The sequence below is a fragment of the Klebsiella sp. PCX genome (assembly GCF_021869705.1).
Classification (GTDB): Bacteria; Pseudomonadota; Gammaproteobacteria; order Enterobacterales; family Enterobacteriaceae; genus Klebsiella; species Klebsiella quasipneumoniae.
In genome coordinates this window covers 4,842,299-4,858,051 of sequence record NZ_CP091527.1, presented here as the reverse complement: position 1 = coordinate 4,858,051, position 15,753 = coordinate 4,842,299, and the positions used below count along the sequence as shown (strand labels likewise).

Here is a 15,753-nt window from a genome sequence, read left to right as displayed (position 1 = left end):
TAGCGTTATTCATTCAATTTTTAAAGACGTATGCTGTCCTCAACAACACAGAGGAGAATAAATGATGAGCACTTTCGACAAACATGACCTCAGCGGCTTTATCGGTAAACATCTGGTCTACACCTACGACAACGGCTGGAACTACGAAATTTACGTCAAAAACGGCCACACCCTCGACTACCGTATTCACAGCGGCATCGTCGGCAATCGCTGGGTGAAAGATCAGGAAGCGTACATCGTGCGGGTGGGGGAAAGTATCTACAAAATCTCATGGACCGAACCGACCGGTACCGACGTCAGCCTGATCGTCAACCTGGGCGATAAACTGTTCCACGGCACCATTTTCTTCCCGCGCTGGATCATGAATAACCCGGAAAAAACCGTCTGCTTCCAGAACGATCACATTCCTCTGATGAATTCGTACCGCGATGCCGGCCCGGCCTACCCGACGGAAGTGATTGACGAGTTTGCTACTATCACCTTCATTCGCGACTGTGGCGCGGATAATGACGAGGTTATTAATTGCCCGGCAAGTGAATTGCCAGCTGATTTTCCTGCAAATTTGTAATTAAGCAGAAATAACTTTGTGATCTGCGCTAACTTTTTGTCATCAAGCGTGACAAAGACAGCGTCATTAATTGTTATCTGGTTTAACCCCCGTTTACTTTCCGCGATAGCGTTCCTGTTTGCTTTTCCAGACAGGAACGCTTTTTTGTCAAAATTCTGCCATAAATAAAACCTATCATTCTGTTTTTTAATGATTTATTTGGCTATGCTGAGAAAAGATTAATTTCTTAATATTATCCTAAGCAAGGTCGACTACATTAATAGTGGTCGAAATACCCTGAAATGGAATGCCGCGCTGAACTCACTTCATTTTAATTTCGTTTAAGTCCGCAGGCGCAGGATATTTTATTCTAACGACCCAGGTTTGTGCGTGGGTCATCTACAGAACAGGATGATGATGAGCGATTTTTTGCCTTTTTCGCGCCCGTCGATGGGCGACGCAGAGCTGGCAGCCCTGCGTGAAGTTTTAACGTCGGGCTGGATCACCACCGGACCGAAGAATCAGGCACTTGAAGCGGCATTTTGCCAGTTGACCGGCAACCGCCACGCGATTGCCGTCAGTTCAGCGACCGGCGGGATGCATGTGACCCTGATGGCGCTGGGTATTGGCCCTGGCGATGAAGTCATTACACCGTCCCAGACCTGGGTCTCCACTCTCAATATGATCTGCCTGCTGGGCGCCACGCCGGTAATGATCGATGTCGATAACGACAATCTGATGATCACCCCTGAGGCGGTGGCAGCGGCGATCACCTCGCGTACCAAAGCGATTATTCCTGTGCACTACGCGGGGGCGCCAGCCGATATCGACGCCATTCGCGCGGTGGGCGAGCGCCATGGCATTCCGGTGATCGAAGACGCCGCCCATGCGGCGGGGACCCACTATAAGGGCCGCCACGTAGGCTGGCAGGGGACCGCGATTTTCTCGTTCCACGCGATCAAAAACATGACCTGCGCTGAAGGCGGCCTGATTGTCACCGACGACGACGAGCTGGCCTCCCGTATCCGCAGCCTGAAATTCCATGGCCTTGGCGTGGACGCCTATGACCGCCAGACCCATGGCCGCGCGCCGCAGGCGGAGGTGATCGCTCCGGGCTTTAAATACAATCTTGCCGACATCAACGCCGCGCTGGCGCTGGTCCAGCTGGAAAAACTGCCTCACGCCAACCAGCGGCGGGCGGAAATTGCCCAGCGCTATCTGCGCGAACTGGCGGACACGCCGTTTACGCCCCTGACCGTCCCGGCCTGGGATCACCAGCACGCCTGGCATCTGTTTATCATCCGCGTCGATGAGGCTGCCTGCGGCATCAGCCGCGACGCGTTGATGGAAAAGCTAAAGGCGATGGGTATCGGCACCGGTCTGCACTTCCGTGCGGCCCATACGCAAAAATATTACCGCGAGCGCTTCCCGGAGGTTTCCCTGCCGAATACCGAATGGAACAGCGCCCGCATCTGTTCTCTCCCGTTGTTCCCGGACATGACCGATGACGATGTCACTCGCGTCATTTCCGCACTGCGCCAGCTGTCAGGACGTTGATATGCTTACTTACCCTCCCGTGAAGAAGGTCTCGGTGGTTATTCCGGTTTATAACGAACAGGATAGCCTGCCGGAGCTGCTTCGTCGTACGGATACCGCCTGCGCCACGCTGGGGCGGCAATATGAAATTCTGCTGATCGACGATGGCAGCAGCGACGATTCCGCGCGCATGCTCACCGAAGCTGCCGAGGCGGAAGGCAGTCACGTCGTCGCCGTGCTGTTAAACCGTAACTACGGGCAGCACTCGGCGATCATGGCCGGTTTCAGCCATGTAACCGGCGATTTAATCATTACGCTTGACGCCGACCTGCAAAACCCGCCGGAAGAGATCCCGCGGTTGGTAGAGAAGGCGGATGAAGGCTACGACGTGGTGGGCACCGTTCGCCAGAACCGTCAGGACAGCATCTTCCGCAAAACCGCGTCGAAGATGATCAACCGCCTGATCCAGCGCACCACCGGCAAAGCGATGGGCGACTACGGCTGCATGCTGCGCGCTTACCGCCGCCATATCATCGACGCCATGCTCAACTGCCATGAGCGCAGCACCTTTATCCCGATCCTGGCGAATACCTTCGCCCGGCGCGCGGTGGAGATCCCGGTGATGCACGCCGAGCGCGAATTCGGCGACTCCAAATACAGCTTTATGCGCCTGATCAACCTGATGTACGACCTGGTGACCTGTCTGACCACCACGCCGCTGCGTCTGCTCAGCATTTTCGGCAGCGTGATAGCCCTGCTGGGCTTCGCCTTTGGCCTGATGCTGGTGGTGCTGCGTCTGGCCTTTGGCCCGCAGTGGGCGGCGGAAGGGGTATTTATGCTCTTCGCCGTGCTGTTTATGTTCATCGGCGCTCAGTTTATCGGGATGGGCCTGCTCGGGGAGTATATCGGCCGCATCTATAACGACGTGCGCGCGCGTCCCCGCTACTTTATTCAACGTGTTGTTCGCCAGCCGGAAACGGCATCTAAAGAGGAAGATCGTTCATGAAAGCCGTAGTCTTCGCTTATCACGATATGGGCTGCACCGGTATCCAGGCTCTGCTGGACGCTGGATATGATATCGCTGCTATTTTCACCCACCCGGATAACCCTGGCGAAAACCATTTCTTTGGCTCCGTGGCGCGCCTTGCCGCCGAGCAGGGCATTCCGGTGTGGGCGCCGGAAGACGTGAACCATCCGCTGTGGATTGAGCGTATCCGCGAGATGAAGCCGGACGTGCTGTTCTCCTTCTACTACCGCAACCTGCTGGGCGATGAGATCCTCAGTCTTGCGCCGAAAGGGGCGTTTAACCTACACGGTTCGCTGCTGCCGAAATATCGCGGCCGCGCGCCGCTGAACTGGGTACTGGTCAATGGCGAAAGCGAAACCGGCGTGACGCTGCACCGGATGGTGAACCGCGCGGATGCCGGCGATATCGTCGCTCAGCAAACCGTGGCGATTGGCCCGGATGACGCCGCCCTGACGCTGCACCGCAAGCTGTGCGCTGCCGCCACTGAGCTGCTGAGCCAGGCGTTGCCGGCGATCCTCGCCGGAACCACCGATGAACGTCCGCAGGATCACAGCCAGGCGACCTATGTGGGACGGCGCACCCCGGAAGATGGCCGCCTCGACTGGGAGCAGCCGGCGCAGACGCTGCACAATCTGGTGCGCGCGGTCTCCGATCCGTGGCCGGGGGCCTTCGGCTACGCTGGCGCGAACAAATTTATTGTCTGGAAATCCCGTGTACGCAGTGATCTACCTGCAGCCAAACCGGGCACCGTTATCTCCGTTGCACCGCTGATCGTGGCGTGCCAGGAAGGGGCGCTGGAGATTGTCACCGGCCAGACCGAACGCGGCGTGTACATGCAGGGCGCCCAGCTGGCGCAGGCGCTGGGCCTGGTGTCCGGGGCGGTGATCAGCAGCAAACCGGTGGTGGCGGTTAAGCGTCGTACCCGGGTGCTGATCCTCGGCGTCAATGGCTTTATCGGTAACCATCTGACCGAACGCCTGCTGCAGGACGACAACTATGAGATTTACGGCCTGGATATCGGCTCCGACGCCATCAGCCGTTTCCTCGACTGCCCGCGTTTTCACTTCGTGGAAGGCGATATCAGCATTCACTCCGAGTGGATCGAATATCACATTAAGAAATGCGACGTGGTGCTGCCGCTGGTAGCTATCGCCACCCCTATCGAGTACACCCGCAACCCGCTGCGCGTGTTCGAGCTGGATTTCGAAGAGAACCTGAAGATCATCCGCGATTGCGTGAAATACAATAAGCGCATCATCTTCCCGTCGACCTCTGAAGTGTACGGCATGTGCACCGACAAAAACTTCGACGAAGATACTTCCAACCTGGTGGTCGGGCCGATCAACAAACAGCGCTGGATCTACTCGGTCTCCAAGCAGCTGCTGGACCGCGTGATCTGGGCCTACGGCGATAAGAATGGCCTGAAGTTCACCCTGTTCCGTCCGTTCAACTGGATGGGGCCGCGTCTGGATAACCTCAACGCCGCGCGTATCGGCAGCTCCCGCGCCATCACCCAGCTGATCCTCAACCTGGTGGAAGGCTCGCCGATCAAGCTCATCGAAGGCGGTAAGCAGAAGCGCTGCTTTACTGACATCAGCGACGGTATCGAAGCGCTGTTCCGCATCATCGAGAACAAAGACGGCCGCTGCGACGGGCAGATCATCAACATCGGTAACCCGGATAACGAAGCGAGCATCAAAGAGCTGGCGGAGATGCTGCTGGCCTGCTTCGAACGCCATCCGCTGCGCGATCGCTTCCCGCCGTTTGCCGGCTTCCGCGAAGTGGAAAGCAGCGACTACTACGGCAAGGGCTATCAGGACGTTGAGCATCGCAAACCGAGCATCCGCAACGCCAAACGCTGCCTGAACTGGGAGCCGAAGGTGGAGATGGAAGAGACCGTTGAGCATACGCTGGACTTCTTCCTGCGCACGGTAGAACTGGTGGACGCTAAACATCCATGAAACAGGTCGGCTTACGCATAGATGTCGATACTTTTCGCGGGACGCGGGACGGTGTTCCGCGGCTGCTGGACCTGCTAGGCCAGCACGGGATTCAGGCAAGCTTCTTCTTCAGCGTCGGGCCGGACAATATGGGGCGTCACCTGTGGCGCCTGGTAAAACCGAAGTTTCTGTGGAAGATGCTGCGTTCCAGAGCGGCTTCGCTGTACGGCTGGGATATTCTGCTGGCCGGCACCGCGTGGCCGGGACGCCGCATCGGCGCGGGGAACGAAGCGGTGATCCGCGCTGCCGCCGAGTCTCATGAAGTGGGCCTGCACGCCTGGGATCATTACAGCTGGCAGGCGTGGAGCGGCGTCTGGCCGCAGGAACGGCTGACGCTGGAGGTCGAGCGTGGCCTGCTGGAGCTCGAGCGCATCATCGGCCGCCCGGTCACCTGTTCGGCCGTTGCCGGCTGGCGCGCCGATCAGCGGGTGGTGAAAGCCAAAGAATCCTTTGATTTCCTTTATAACAGTGACTGTCGCGGCACGCGGCCGTTTCTGCCCCAGCTCGGCAGCGGCGTCTCCGGTACGGTGCAGATCCCGGTCACGCTGCCGACCTGGGACGAGGCGGTGGGCACGGCGGTGGATATCGCCGGCTTTAACCGCTACCTGCTGGATTGCATCCATCGCGACCCGGGCGTGCCGGTCTATACCATTCACGCCGAAGTGGAAGGTATTGCCTACGCCGATCAGTTCGATGAACTGCTGACCATGTCGGCGGAAGAAGAAATTCAGTTTTGCCCACTGAGCCAGCTGCTGCCCGCTGACTTTAGCGAGCTGCCGTCCGGCAAAGTGGTTCGGGGTGAACTGGCTGGCCGGGAAGGCTGGCTCGGACGTGAACAATTACTGATTTCGGGTGTTTGATGAAAAGCATTCGCTATGGCGTCTCTCTGATTGCGCTGTTTGCGCTGTATTACCTGCTGCCGCTCAATTTCCGTTTGCTCTGGCAACCCGATGAAACACGCTATGCGGAGATCAGCCGTGAAATGCTGGCCACCGGCGACTGGGTGGTGCCGCATTTTCTCGGGCTGCGCTACTTCGAAAAGCCGATTGCCGGTTACTGGATCAACAGTGTCGGCCAGTGGCTGTTTGGCCATAATAACTTCGGCGTACGCTTCGGGTCGGTCTTCGCCATCACCATGACCGCCGTGCTGGTGGCCTGGCTGGCGTGGCGCATCTTTCGCGATAAGCGGGTAGCCGTCCTGTCGCCAGTGATTTTTCTCACCGCGATGCTGGTGTATGCGATTGGTACCTATGCGGTGCTGGACCCGATGATCACCCTGTGGCTGGCGCTGGCGATGTGCAGCTTCTGGGGCGCGACGCAGGCGCAGAGCCGCGGCGGCAAAATACTGGGTTACGTGCTGTTGGGCGTCGCCTGCGGTATGGGGGTGATGACCAAAGGTTTCCTTGCGCTGGCGGTGCCGGTGGTGGGCGTTCTGCCATGGGTGATCGCCCGTAAACGCTGGCGTGAAGTGCTGACCTACGGTTGGCTGGCGGTGGTCGTCTGTACGCTGGTGGTGCTGCCCTGGGGGCTGGCTATCGCCCAGCGCGAGCCGGACTTCTGGCGCTATTTCTTCTGGGTCGAGCATATTCAGCGTTTCGCCGAAAAAGACGCCCAGCATAAAGCGCCATTCTGGTACTACATCCCGTTCCTGATCGCCGGCAGCTTGCCGTGGCTGGCCCTGCTGCCAGGGGCGCTGAAGCGCGGCTGGCGTGAGCGCGATGAGGCCCGCGGCGCGCTGTATCTGCTCGGTTGGGTGGCGATGCCGTTCCTGTTCTTCAGTATTGCTAAAGGCAAACTGCCGACCTATATCCTGCCGTGCTTTGCGCCGCTGTCGATCCTGATGGCCCGCTACGCGCTGGAGGCGGCGAAGACCGGCGCGAAAGCGCTGCGCATCAATGGGATGATCAACCTGGGCTTTGGCCTGCTGGGGCTGATCGCCGTGCTGGTGGTCTCGCCCTGGGGCGTGATGCACAAGCCGGTATGGACCAAGATTGAGCTGTATAAATGTCTGCTGGCGGCCATCGCCTTCGCCGTCTGGGCGCTGATGGGCTGGTTGGCGATGAAAGACGCTGGTCGCCGTTGGAGCCTGGCGGCGCTTTGCCCGCTTGGCCTGGCGCTGCTGGTGGGCTTCGCCATTCCGGACCGGGTTATCGACAGCAAACAGCCGCAGTTCCTCGTGGACATCGTCAGCGAATCCCTGCAGCCCAGCCGTTACGTCCTGACTAACAACGTCGGGATCGCCGGCGGCCTGGCCTGGGAGCTGAAGCGAAGCGATATTATTATGTTCGACAAACAGGGTGAGCTGAAGTACGGTCTCGACTGGCCGGACGCTCAGGGAAGCTTTGTCAGCCAGGCCGGGTTTGCCGACTGGTTGGCCACGCACCGTCAGCAGGGGCCGGTCTCGCTGGTGCTGTTGATGGATAAAGGAGAGAGTATGGTCGACTTACCGTTACCGAAACCCGATAACGCCTATGAGCTGGGTCGGGTGGTCTTCCTTCAGTACCTGCCGCAATGAGCGTCTGGATCTGTCTGGTTTTCGCCAGCCTGCTGAGCTGCGCCGGACAGCTGTGCCAGAAACAGGCGACCCGCCCGTCCCGTCGCGGACGGCGGAGTCGCCATATACTCTTCTGGCTGGGGATGGCGCTGCTATGCCTCGGCTGCGGCATGCTGCTGTGGCTGAGCGTCCTGCAGTCTATTCCGGTGAGCATCGCCTATCCGATGCTGAGCCTGAACTTCGTCTGGGTCACCCTCGCGGGCTGGGGCATCTGGCATGAGCCGGTCGCTCGCCGCCACTGGTTTGGCGTCGGGTTGATCGTCGTGGGCATTGTCATTCTGGGGACCAGCGTTTGATGGGCTTTCTCTGGGCATTATTCAGCGTCGGCCTTGTCAGCGCCGCGCAGCTGCTGCTGCGCAGCGCCATGGTGGCCTTGCCGCCGCTGACCGATATTCTGGCCTTTCTCCAGCATCTGCTGCATTTCGAGCCTGGTACCTTCGGCCTGTTTTTCGGCCTGCTGGGCTACCTGTTGTCAATGGTCTGCTGGTACTTTGCCCTCCACCGTCTACCGTTATCAAAAGCGTATGCACTGTTGAGCCTGAGCTATATCCTGGTGTGGGCTGCCGCCATCTGGCTGCCCGGCTGGCATGAGCCGTTCTACTGGCAATCGCTGCTGGGCGTGGCGATTATCGTCGCCGGCGTATTGACCATCTTCTGGCCGGTGAAACGCCGCTAGCCGGGGAGCCGGCTTTTGGGACGCCCCGGGCCGAGCAGGATCGCCAGCTTGCTGCCCCCGACGGTGGTCTCCATCCAGATTTTACAGACGCTGGTTAACGGCACCGAGAGCAGCATTCCCACCGGCCCCAGCAGCCAGCCCCAGACCAGCAGCGACAGGAACACCACCAGGGTCGACATCCCCAGCCGGTGGCCCATCATGCGCGGCTCCACCATGTTGCCCAGCACCATATGCACCACCAGAAACAGCGCCCCGACCAGCAGGCACTCGTAGATGCCGCTGAACAGCAGCGCCTGCAGCATGGGTGGGATAGCGGAGATGGCGGAGCCGATATTCGGCACATAGTTCAGCAGGAACGCCAGCACCCCCCACATCAGCGCGAACTGTACCCCCATCGCCAGCAGCCCCAGCCAGACAATCAGCCCGGTCCACAGGCTGATTAGCGTTTTCAGCGCCAGATAGTGGGTAACGCCTTTCAGCGCCCGGTGCAGCCCGGCGATATGCAGACGAGGGTTATTGAGGGCAAAACGCAGTTTGTAGGGCAGGTGGCGAACCTCAAAAAGCATAAAGATCACCGTCATCACCAGCAGCACAATGCTGGCCATCGCCCCGGAAAGCTGGGTCATCAGCGTCGTGGCCCAGGTCATCAGCCGTTCTGAATCCATACGTCGCAGCATGCGCTCCGGATTGATATGCAGGTTGAGAAAGGGGAGATACTCCTGGAGCTGGACGATCTTACGCGTCAGGGCGCGGTTGAAATCAGGCAGCATGGCGACAAAGTCATTGAGCGACGCCGCCAGCACGCCAAGCAGCGCGGTGAGCATCACCAGCATTGCCGTCACCACCAGGGTAATGGCGAACGGGCGCCGCACCCCGCGGCGAATGAACCAGGTGACCAGCGGGTTGAGGACGATAGCGAAAAACAGCGCCAGCAGCAGCTGCACCAGAATATCGGCGGCGGCGTGGATCCCGGCGAGGATAATCACCAGCGCCGCCAGCTTAAGTAAAATATGGAGCCCGGCTTTATCAGCCTGCGGAGGGGACATAGGTATTCCTTTTGTGAGTCGCGCCTGATAAGTGTAGCGGTTCGCCGACTGCCAATATTCTGAAAGGCGAGCTGCTTTTCCGCCGCCAGCGTGGTAATAGTGAAAGCTGGTTGTCGAAATCTGGTGGAACCTGATGCCCGAACCCGTCGCCGAACCGGCGCTCACTGGACTGCGCCTCAATCTGCGGATTGTCTCCGTCGTCATTTTTAACTTTGCCAGCTATCTCACCATCGGCTTGCCGCTGGCGGTGCTTCCCGGCTATGTGCATGATGTAATGGGCTTTAGCGCTTTCTGGGCCGGCCTGGTGATTAGTCTGCAATATTTCGCCACGCTGCTCAGCCGCCCGCACGCCGGGCGCTATGCTGACCTGCTGGGGCCCAAAAAGATCGTTGTCTTCGGCCTCTGCGGCTGCTTTTTAAGCGGCCTGAGCTACCTGCTTGCCGCCTGGAGCAGCGGCTGGCCGCTGGTTAGCCTGCTGCTGCTATGCCTCGGGCGGGTCATTCTCGGTATCGGCCAGAGTTTTGCCGGCACCGGCTCGACGCTGTGGGGCGTCGGCGTTGTTGGGTCGCTGCATATCGGGCGGGTGATCTCGTGGAACGGCATTGTGACCTACGGGGCGATGGCGATGGGCGCCCCGCTCGGCGTGCTGTGCTATTCGTACATTGGCCTCAGCGGCCTGGCCGGGGTCATTATGGCGGTTGCGCTGGCGGCTATCCTCTGCGCGCTGCCCCGCGCAGCGGTGAAGGCGGCGAAAGGCAAAGCGATGTCGTTTCGCGCGGTGCTCGGGCGGGTGTGGCCTTACGGCATGGCGCTGGCCCTGGCCTCCGCCGGTTTCGGGGTGATCGCCACCTTTATCACGCTGTTTTATGAGGCCAAAGGCTGGGACGGGGCGGCCTTCGCCCTGACGCTGTTCAGCTGCGCGTTCGTTGGTGCGCGGCTGCTGTTTCCTAACGCCATTAACCGCCTCGGCGGGCTGAACGTGGCGATGCTCTGCTTTAGCGTGGAGATCATCGGCCTGCTGCTGGTCGGCTTTGCTGATACGCCGCTGCTGGCGAAAATCGGCACCTTGCTTACCGGGGCCGGGTTCTCGCTGGTATTTCCGGCGCTGGGCGTGGTGGCGGTGAAAGCGGTGCCGCAGCACAACCAAGGGTCGGCGCTGGCCACCTATACCGTGTTTATGGATTTGTCGTTAGGCGTCACCGGGCCGCTGGCCGGCTTGCTGATGGCGTGGACCGGGATCCCGGTGATATATCTGGCGGCGGCAGGTCTGGTGATGGCGGCGCTGCTGCTGGGCTGGCGGTTAAAAAAACGGCCCCCGGTCAGCGAACCGGAGGCCGTCGCACCAGGCCAGTAATTACTGGATGGTGAGGGTGCTGATGATGCTTTCCGCTTCGGTCTGCGCCTGCTGCTGGTTGTCCGCCGGCAGGGTGACCTGCAGGGTCAGCAGTTTGTCATCCACTTTGCCGAGCAGTACGGAAGACCACGCGGTCTGCCCCTTGGCGGAGATGATGCTGTCCAGCTGCTGCAGGGTATGACCTTTGATCTCCAGCGACTTATTGCTCACCACCTGCAGCTGCGGGTCGCGGCTACGCTGCTGATCTTCCAGGCGTTTCGCCAGCACCGCCAGGTCTTCATTGGTGCTGTCGCCGACGATGACGATGACTGCTTTCTGGCCGGTGGCGTCAGAATAGACGTGCATGTTGTTCGCCTGAGTACCCAGTTTGCCGCTCTGGTCGGCCATGCCCGCAGGCAGGGTGAAGCTCAGCTTGCCATCCAGCAGGCTGATTGCCTGGCCGCTGGCATTGCTCTCCGCTGCTGCCCCAACGGTTGGCGCTTTTGAATCGCTGTTATCGCAGGCGGCAAGCCCCATCACCAGCAGGCCAATACCGACATATTTAACCAAATTGCGCATTGACATCTTCCTTTCGATAAACGGCCACTAATGGCTCATCCGGCTATCTTAACACATCAGTCCGCGAGTACCTTTAACTCGGCTGCAATGCCGACAAATCAGATTTATCCGCCAGCCTTTTCAACAGCATATTTAACAGCACGCCGTACATCGGCAGGAAGAAAATGATGCTGATAAGCACTTTAAAGCTGTAGTCGACGAGGGCGATTTCCCCCCAGTGAGCGGCCATAAACGGATCCGGGCTGCGCCAGAAGGCGATGAAGAAGAACGCTACGGTATCGCTGATGTTGCCGAACAGCGTCGAGGCGGTGGGGGCCAGCCACCAGTGACGACTCTGCCGCAGGCGGTTGAAGACGTGGACGTCAAGGATCTGCCCCAGCGCATAGGCCATAAAGCTGGCGATGGCGATGCGCGCGACGAAGAGATTAAAGGTGCCCAGCGCGGCGAAGCCCTGCCACTCGCCCATGTAAAACAGGGCGGAGATGGCGTAGGAGATGACCAGCGCCGGGACCATCACCGCAAAAATAATGCGTCGCGCCAGCGGTGCGCCAAAAATTCGCACCGTCAGATCGGTGGCGAGGAAGATAAACGGAAAACTGAACGCGCCCCAGGTGGTATGGAAACCAAAGATGGAGATCGGCAGCTGAACCAGATAGTTGCTGGAGGTAATCACCAGCAGATGAAATAGCGAAAGCCAGACGAGCGCTTTTTTGCGCTGTACGGTAGTAAACGGATTCATATTGTGACCTTTTTATGCCCGTCATGCTTCAGGTAAATGAGCAATCGGCAGCGGAACGTTGGGGTGAGGGAACCCAATTAAAAACGGCTGCATGATACTGCGTTGCCGGCGTAATGCAATGGTTGTTTTTCGCGCAAACGTTAACCTGGCTTGCGTACTGGCGAGCAGGGGGTAAACTAGGGCCGTTTTGTTGACGTGAGACTAAAATGAGCGAACTTTTCTCCACTCCTGACCACACTCTGGATGCCCTGGGACTCCGCTGCCCGGAGCCGGTCATGATGGTGCGTAAAACCGTGCGGACGATGCCGGTGGGCGAGACGCTGCTGATTATTGCTGACGATCCGGCCACCACCCGCGATATCCCGGGATTCTGCCGCTTTATGGAGCATGAGCTGGTGGCCCAGGAAACCGAAGCCCTGCCGTACCGCTACCTGATCCGCAAAAGCCACTGAGCCTCTCCCGGATGGCGGCGGGTAGCGCCTTATCCGGGCTACCCGACGGTCCGGAACCGTAGCCCTGCTAAGCGTAGCGCGAGCAGGGAATACCCCGGATGGCGGCGCGCAGCGCCTTATCCGGGCTACCCGACGGTCCGGAACCGTAGCCCTGCTAAGCGCAGCGCGAGCAGGGAACACCCCGAATGGCGGCGCGCAGCGCCTTATCCGGGCTACCCGACGGTCTGGAACCGTAGCCCTGCTAAGCGTAGCGCGAGCAGGGAAGCCGGTATCTATGCTACAACTTCTTACGCAATAACCGCAGCGCGTTAGCCGTTACCAGCACGGTGGCGCCGGTATCCGCCAGCACCGCCAGCCACAGACCGGTCAGGCCGAGCAGGGTGGTGACAAGGAAAATCCCCTTCAGCCCTAAGGCAATCGCGATGTTCTGGCGGATATTGGCGTGAGTCGCCCGCGCCAGGGAAATCATCTGCGCCAGGCCGGTCAGACGGTTGTGGGTCAGCGCGGCGTCGGCAGTCTCCAGCGCCACGTCGGTACCGCTGCCCATGGCGATGCCGATGGTCGCCGCTTTCATCGCCGGGGCGTCGTTGATACCGTCCCCGACCATCGCCAGCGGCGCATCGGCATTCAACGCCATCACCGCTTCGACTTTGTCCGCCGGCAGCAGGCCGGCGCGGAATTCCAGCCCCAGTTCGCTGGCGATGGCCGCCGCGGCGCGCGGGTTATCCCCGGTGAGGATCACCCCCTGCACCCCCAGCTGGTGTAAGGCATCCACTGCCTGACGTGCGTCGTCGCGCAGGGTGTCGCGCAGCGCCAGGATGCCGAGAAGCGTCTCGCCGCGCATGACCAGCACCACCGTTTGCCCGGCGCTCTCCAGCTGCTGGATCTGCGCCTCATACTCTGCCGGGGCGGCTTTGCTGGCCGCGCAGATTAAAATCCGGCTGCCGTTGACCTCGGCTTCGATACCGGAACCTGCCAACGCCCGCTGGCCGCTGGCCAGCGGAATGCTCAGCTGGCGCCGCTGCGCTTCTCGGACGATGGCCTGCGCCAACGGATGGCTGGAGCCTTGCTCCACCGCCGCCGCCAGCGCCAGCAGCGCGTTGTCGTCATTCTCAGCCGTGGCGATGACCGAGGTCACCTGCGGCTGCCCGACGGTCAGGGTGCCGGTTTTATCGAACGCCACCTGGCGCACCTGGCCCAGCTGTTCCAGCGCCGCGCCGCCTTTGATCAGCGCCCCGCGTCGGGCGGCGACCGCCAGGCCGGAGGTGATGGCCGCCGGGGTGGAGATGACCAGCGCGCACGGGCAGCCGATCAACAGCAGCGTTAAGCCTTTATAGATCCATGGCAGCCAGGCGCTGGCGAAGAACAGCGGCGGGACAATGGCCACCAACAGGGCCACCACCATAATGGCCGGAGTGTAGATCCGGCTGAAGCGGTCGATAAAACGCTCGATCGGCGCCCGACGTTCCTCCGCCTCTTCAATCAGCTTCAGGATGCGGTCGATGGCGCTGTCGCCCGGTTCGGAGATCACGGTCAGCTGCACCAGGCGGTCGACGCTGGTGGCGCCCGCCGCTACCCGTTCTCCGGCCTGGCGCTCCACCGGCACCGACTCGCCGGTCAGGGCGCTTTCATCAAAGCTGGCAAACGGCGAGAGCAGCTGTCCATCCGCCGGCAGACGCCCGCCGGCAGCCACTTCAATCACATCTCCGGGACGCAGGTCACGCTGGGCGACGGTTTCCCGCACGCCGTTGCGCAGACGGATGGCGGTGTCGGGCTTCAGCGCCATCAGCGCGCTCACGCCCTGCCGCGCGCGGCTGGCGGCCCAGCCTTCGAGACGCTCGCCGATCAGGAACAGTAGCAGGACCATCGCCGCCTCTGCGGTGGCGCCGATAAACAGCGCTCCGATGGCGGCGACGCTCATCAGCGTTTCAATGGCGAACCAGCTCCCGCTTTTGATCAGGCGCAGCGCCTGGCGGGCAACCGGCCACAGGCCGACCAGGGTGGTGGCAACAAAGGCTAACTGACCGGCGGGGTGGTTGGCCTGCTCCAGCCCCCAGCTCAGGGCCATCATAATGACCAGCGTCAGCAACGGTAAATTGTCGCGCAGCCGCGAGCCCTGCGTTTTCTCTGACGCGGGGGCATCGGCATCGCGCAGCGTATAGCCTGCCTGACGTACCGCCTGCTCAACCTGGGCGCGAACGTCGCCTTCAGCGTTAACCAATAATTTTTCCGTGGCGAACAGCACCTGAACCTGACTGACGCCGGGCACCTGACGAACCGCCGTTTCCACCTTGCGGGCGCAGGCGGCGCAGTCCATGCCGGCAACCTGCCAGCTGTAGCGGGCGTCGCTAAGCGCTTCGGCGGCTGGTGCGCTCTCTGCGGCGCAGGCGTGGTCTGTGCAGCAGCTCTCCGCCGGGGCGGGCGCTGGCCGCATGGTGAATGACGAGAATTGTGGGACTTTTTTATCCTGCGCGTCTGGAGTCGACATGGCACCCTCCGGTAAATGATAATTTTCTCATTAGCCGTAGGATACACTCTGGAGTCGACTCCAGAGTCAAGGACTAAATTACAGGTACAGCGCGCGCACGATGAGGAAGTGGCCGGCAAAGTAAAACGCGGCGGCAATGGCGTTATCGGCGCGGAAACGGCGACGATAGTGACTTACCAGCCACACGGCATTGCTCAGCAGCAGCAGAGCGGCGCCGGCGAAACCGGACAGCGCGGTGTCGGTAGGGCGGGCAAACCATAGCTCACCGGCCAGCCAGACCATCACCAGCGTCATGCCGATAAAGGTCAGCACCGGCATTTTCATCTCTTCCAGGCGGCTCCAGATCACCGCCATCAGCAGGGCGCCGAATACCAGCAGCACCAGCGGCAGCGGCCAGAAGAACGACAGCGTCAGCTGGCTGGCAAACCAGATGGTATACAGCAGATGCGACAGGAAGAAGGCGCCCACCGCGTACATCACCCGCTGGCGCGGCAGCAGGGTGAGGGCGTCGCCGAGCAGCGAGGCGCACAGGCCAGCCAGCACCAGGTAGCTGATGGCATTGAACATCGGCGCCTGCCAGGCCAGCAACAGCAACAGAATCAGGGTGACAGGTTTAAATACCCAGCGTCGCCAGGCCGGCCCGCGATAGGATGCATCGACATAAAGCCATGCGGAGAAACAGACAGCAATAAATGACCAAAGCATAGTAAGTCCCTGTATCTGTTATCATAAAGAAAGTTACGGATGCGTGAAGCTACCACTCAGTGTAGTGGTTT

15 protein-coding genes are annotated in these 15,753 nt (G+C 60.4%); 10 read left to right on the top strand and 5 right to left on the bottom strand.

The annotated features are described in order from the left end of the window. Positions 1 to 61: 61 nt before the first annotated feature. The 8 genes from GQR96_RS23325 (at position 62) to arnF (ending at position 8,340) form a co-directional block, all read left to right on the top strand. Complete coding sequence (locus GQR96_RS23325; protein ID WP_012540376.1) at positions 62 to 568, top strand: phenolic acid decarboxylase; 507 nt, start codon at positions 62 to 64, stop codon at positions 566 to 568. Positions 569 to 964: 396 nt separating this feature from the next. Next, positions 965 to 2,104 (top strand): UDP-4-amino-4-deoxy-L-arabinose aminotransferase, encoded by a 1,140-nt coding sequence (arnB, locus tag GQR96_RS23320; RefSeq protein ID WP_004202075.1) that lies wholly within the window; start codon positions 965 to 967, stop codon positions 2,102 to 2,104. A gap of 1 nt (position 2,105) precedes the next feature. Next, the gene (arnC, locus tag GQR96_RS23315) at positions 2,106 to 3,089 is read left to right on the top strand and encodes an undecaprenyl-phosphate 4-deoxy-4-formamido-L-arabinose transferase (RefSeq protein ID WP_004202077.1); all 984 of its coding nucleotides are present in this window, start codon (positions 2,106 to 2,108) and stop codon (positions 3,087 to 3,089) included. Continuing rightward, the gene (arnA, locus tag GQR96_RS23310) at positions 3,086 to 5,071 is read left to right on the top strand and encodes a bifunctional UDP-4-amino-4-deoxy-L-arabinose formyltransferase/UDP-glucuronic acid oxidase ArnA (RefSeq protein ID WP_032456699.1); all 1,986 of its coding nucleotides are present in this window, start codon (positions 3,086 to 3,088) and stop codon (positions 5,069 to 5,071) included. The genes arnC and arnA overlap by 4 nt, the downstream gene beginning before the upstream one ends. After that, positions 5,068 to 5,970, top strand: coding sequence for a 4-deoxy-4-formamido-L-arabinose-phosphoundecaprenol deformylase (arnD, locus tag GQR96_RS23305; RefSeq protein ID WP_069734274.1), 903 nt, complete (start codon positions 5,068 to 5,070; stop codon positions 5,968 to 5,970). The genes arnA and arnD overlap by 4 nt, the downstream gene beginning before the upstream one ends. Then, on the top strand, positions 5,970 to 7,625 hold the full coding sequence (gene arnT, locus GQR96_RS23300) for a lipid IV(A) 4-amino-4-deoxy-L-arabinosyltransferase (RefSeq protein WP_004202082.1): 1,656 nt from the start codon (positions 5,970 to 5,972) through the stop codon (positions 7,623 to 7,625). Before arnD ends, arnT begins: the two co-directional genes overlap by 1 nt. Further along, positions 7,622 to 7,960 carry a 4-amino-4-deoxy-L-arabinose-phosphoundecaprenol flippase subunit ArnE gene (arnE, locus tag GQR96_RS23295; RefSeq protein ID WP_004202083.1) on the top strand — a complete coding sequence of 113 codons (339 nt, stop codon included), beginning with the start codon at positions 7,622 to 7,624 and terminating at the stop codon, positions 7,958 to 7,960. The genes arnT and arnE overlap by 4 nt, the downstream gene beginning before the upstream one ends. After that, positions 7,960 to 8,340, top strand: coding sequence for a 4-amino-4-deoxy-L-arabinose-phosphoundecaprenol flippase subunit ArnF (arnF, locus tag GQR96_RS23290; RefSeq protein WP_023319275.1), 381 nt, complete (start codon positions 7,960 to 7,962; stop codon positions 8,338 to 8,340). The genes arnE and arnF overlap by 1 nt, the downstream gene beginning before the upstream one ends. Here the strand turns inward: arnF and GQR96_RS23285 are convergent. Continuing rightward, positions 8,337 to 9,386: an AI-2E family transporter gene (locus GQR96_RS23285; RefSeq protein ID WP_004202085.1), complete on the bottom strand. Its 1,050-nt coding sequence runs from the start codon at positions 9,384 to 9,386 to the stop codon at positions 8,337 to 8,339. The genes arnF and GQR96_RS23285 overlap by 4 nt on opposite strands. Positions 9,387 to 9,519: 133 nt before the next feature. Between GQR96_RS23285 and GQR96_RS23280 the strand changes: the two genes are divergently transcribed. After that, the gene (locus GQR96_RS23280; protein WP_065903823.1) at positions 9,520 to 10,740 is read left to right on the top strand and encodes an MFS transporter; all 1,221 of its coding nucleotides are present in this window, start codon (positions 9,520 to 9,522) and stop codon (positions 10,738 to 10,740) included. Here the strand turns inward: GQR96_RS23280 and GQR96_RS23275 are convergent, their stop codons facing one another. Beyond that, positions 10,741 to 11,298: a DcrB family lipoprotein gene (locus GQR96_RS23275; protein WP_017899984.1), complete on the bottom strand. Its 558-nt coding sequence runs from the start codon at positions 11,296 to 11,298 to the stop codon at positions 10,741 to 10,743. Between the two features lie 73 nt (positions 11,299 to 11,371). Continuing rightward, a complete protein-coding gene (locus tag GQR96_RS23270; protein WP_004202088.1) occupies positions 11,372 to 12,037 on the bottom strand; it encodes a 7-cyano-7-deazaguanine/7-aminomethyl-7-deazaguanine transporter in 666 nt (221 codons plus the stop codon). 206 nt (positions 12,038 to 12,243) lie between these two features. Here GQR96_RS23270 and tusA point away from each other — a divergent pair, with 206 nt between their 5' ends. Continuing rightward, positions 12,244 to 12,489 carry a sulfurtransferase TusA gene (tusA, locus tag GQR96_RS23265; protein ID WP_002920858.1) on the top strand — a complete coding sequence of 82 codons (246 nt, stop codon included), beginning with the start codon at positions 12,244 to 12,246 and terminating at the stop codon, positions 12,487 to 12,489. 277 nt (positions 12,490 to 12,766) lie between these two features. Here tusA and zntA read toward each other — a convergent pair whose 3' ends face one another. Continuing rightward, complete coding sequence (gene zntA / locus GQR96_RS23260) at positions 12,767 to 14,977, bottom strand: Zn(II)/Cd(II)/Pb(II) translocating P-type ATPase ZntA (RefSeq protein ID WP_065697481.1); 2,211 nt, start codon at positions 14,975 to 14,977, stop codon at positions 12,767 to 12,769. Between the two features lie 78 nt (positions 14,978 to 15,055). Continuing rightward, entirely contained in the window at positions 15,056 to 15,682 is a 627-nt protein-coding gene (locus GQR96_RS23255; protein ID WP_004202090.1) for a lysoplasmalogenase, read from the bottom strand. Positions 15,683 to 15,753: the final 71 nt, after the last annotated feature.

What these genes read in the sequence shown, in the direction of transcription:
- GQR96_RS23280 (WP_065903823.1), top strand. Translation starts at nt 9,520, where the DNA reads ATGCCCGAACCCGTCGCCGAACCGGCGCTCACTGGACTGCGCCTCAAT.
- GQR96_RS23275 (WP_017899984.1), bottom strand. Translation starts at nt 11,298, where the DNA reads ATGCGCAATTTGGTTAAATATGTCGGTATTGGCCTGCTGGTGATGGGG.
- arnF (WP_023319275.1), top strand. Translation starts at nt 7,960, where the DNA reads ATGGGCTTTCTCTGGGCATTATTCAGCGTCGGCCTTGTCAGCGCCGCG.
- arnE (WP_004202083.1), top strand. Translation starts at nt 7,622, where the DNA reads ATGAGCGTCTGGATCTGTCTGGTTTTCGCCAGCCTGCTGAGCTGCGCC.
- arnA (WP_032456699.1), top strand. Translation starts at nt 3,086, where the DNA reads ATGAAAGCCGTAGTCTTCGCTTATCACGATATGGGCTGCACCGGTATC.
- GQR96_RS23255 (WP_004202090.1), bottom strand. Translation starts at nt 15,682, where the DNA reads ATGCTTTGGTCATTTATTGCTGTCTGTTTCTCCGCATGGCTTTATGTC.
- arnD (WP_069734274.1), top strand. Translation starts at nt 5,068, where the DNA reads ATGAAACAGGTCGGCTTACGCATAGATGTCGATACTTTTCGCGGGACG.
- arnT (WP_004202082.1), top strand. Translation starts at nt 5,970, where the DNA reads ATGAAAAGCATTCGCTATGGCGTCTCTCTGATTGCGCTGTTTGCGCTG.
- tusA (WP_002920858.1), top strand. Translation starts at nt 12,244, where the DNA reads ATGAGCGAACTTTTCTCCACTCCTGACCACACTCTGGATGCCCTGGGA.
- GQR96_RS23270 (WP_004202088.1), bottom strand. Translation starts at nt 12,037, where the DNA reads ATGAATCCGTTTACTACCGTACAGCGCAAAAAAGCGCTCGTCTGGCTT.
- arnC (WP_004202077.1), top strand. Translation starts at nt 2,106, where the DNA reads ATGCTTACTTACCCTCCCGTGAAGAAGGTCTCGGTGGTTATTCCGGTT.
- arnB (WP_004202075.1), top strand. Translation starts at nt 965, where the DNA reads ATGAGCGATTTTTTGCCTTTTTCGCGCCCGTCGATGGGCGACGCAGAG.
- GQR96_RS23325 (WP_012540376.1), top strand. Translation starts at nt 62, where the DNA reads ATGATGAGCACTTTCGACAAACATGACCTCAGCGGCTTTATCGGTAAA.
- zntA (WP_065697481.1), bottom strand. Translation starts at nt 14,977, where the DNA reads ATGTCGACTCCAGACGCGCAGGATAAAAAAGTCCCACAATTCTCGTCA.
- GQR96_RS23285 (WP_004202085.1), bottom strand. Translation starts at nt 9,386, where the DNA reads ATGTCCCCTCCGCAGGCTGATAAAGCCGGGCTCCATATTTTACTTAAG.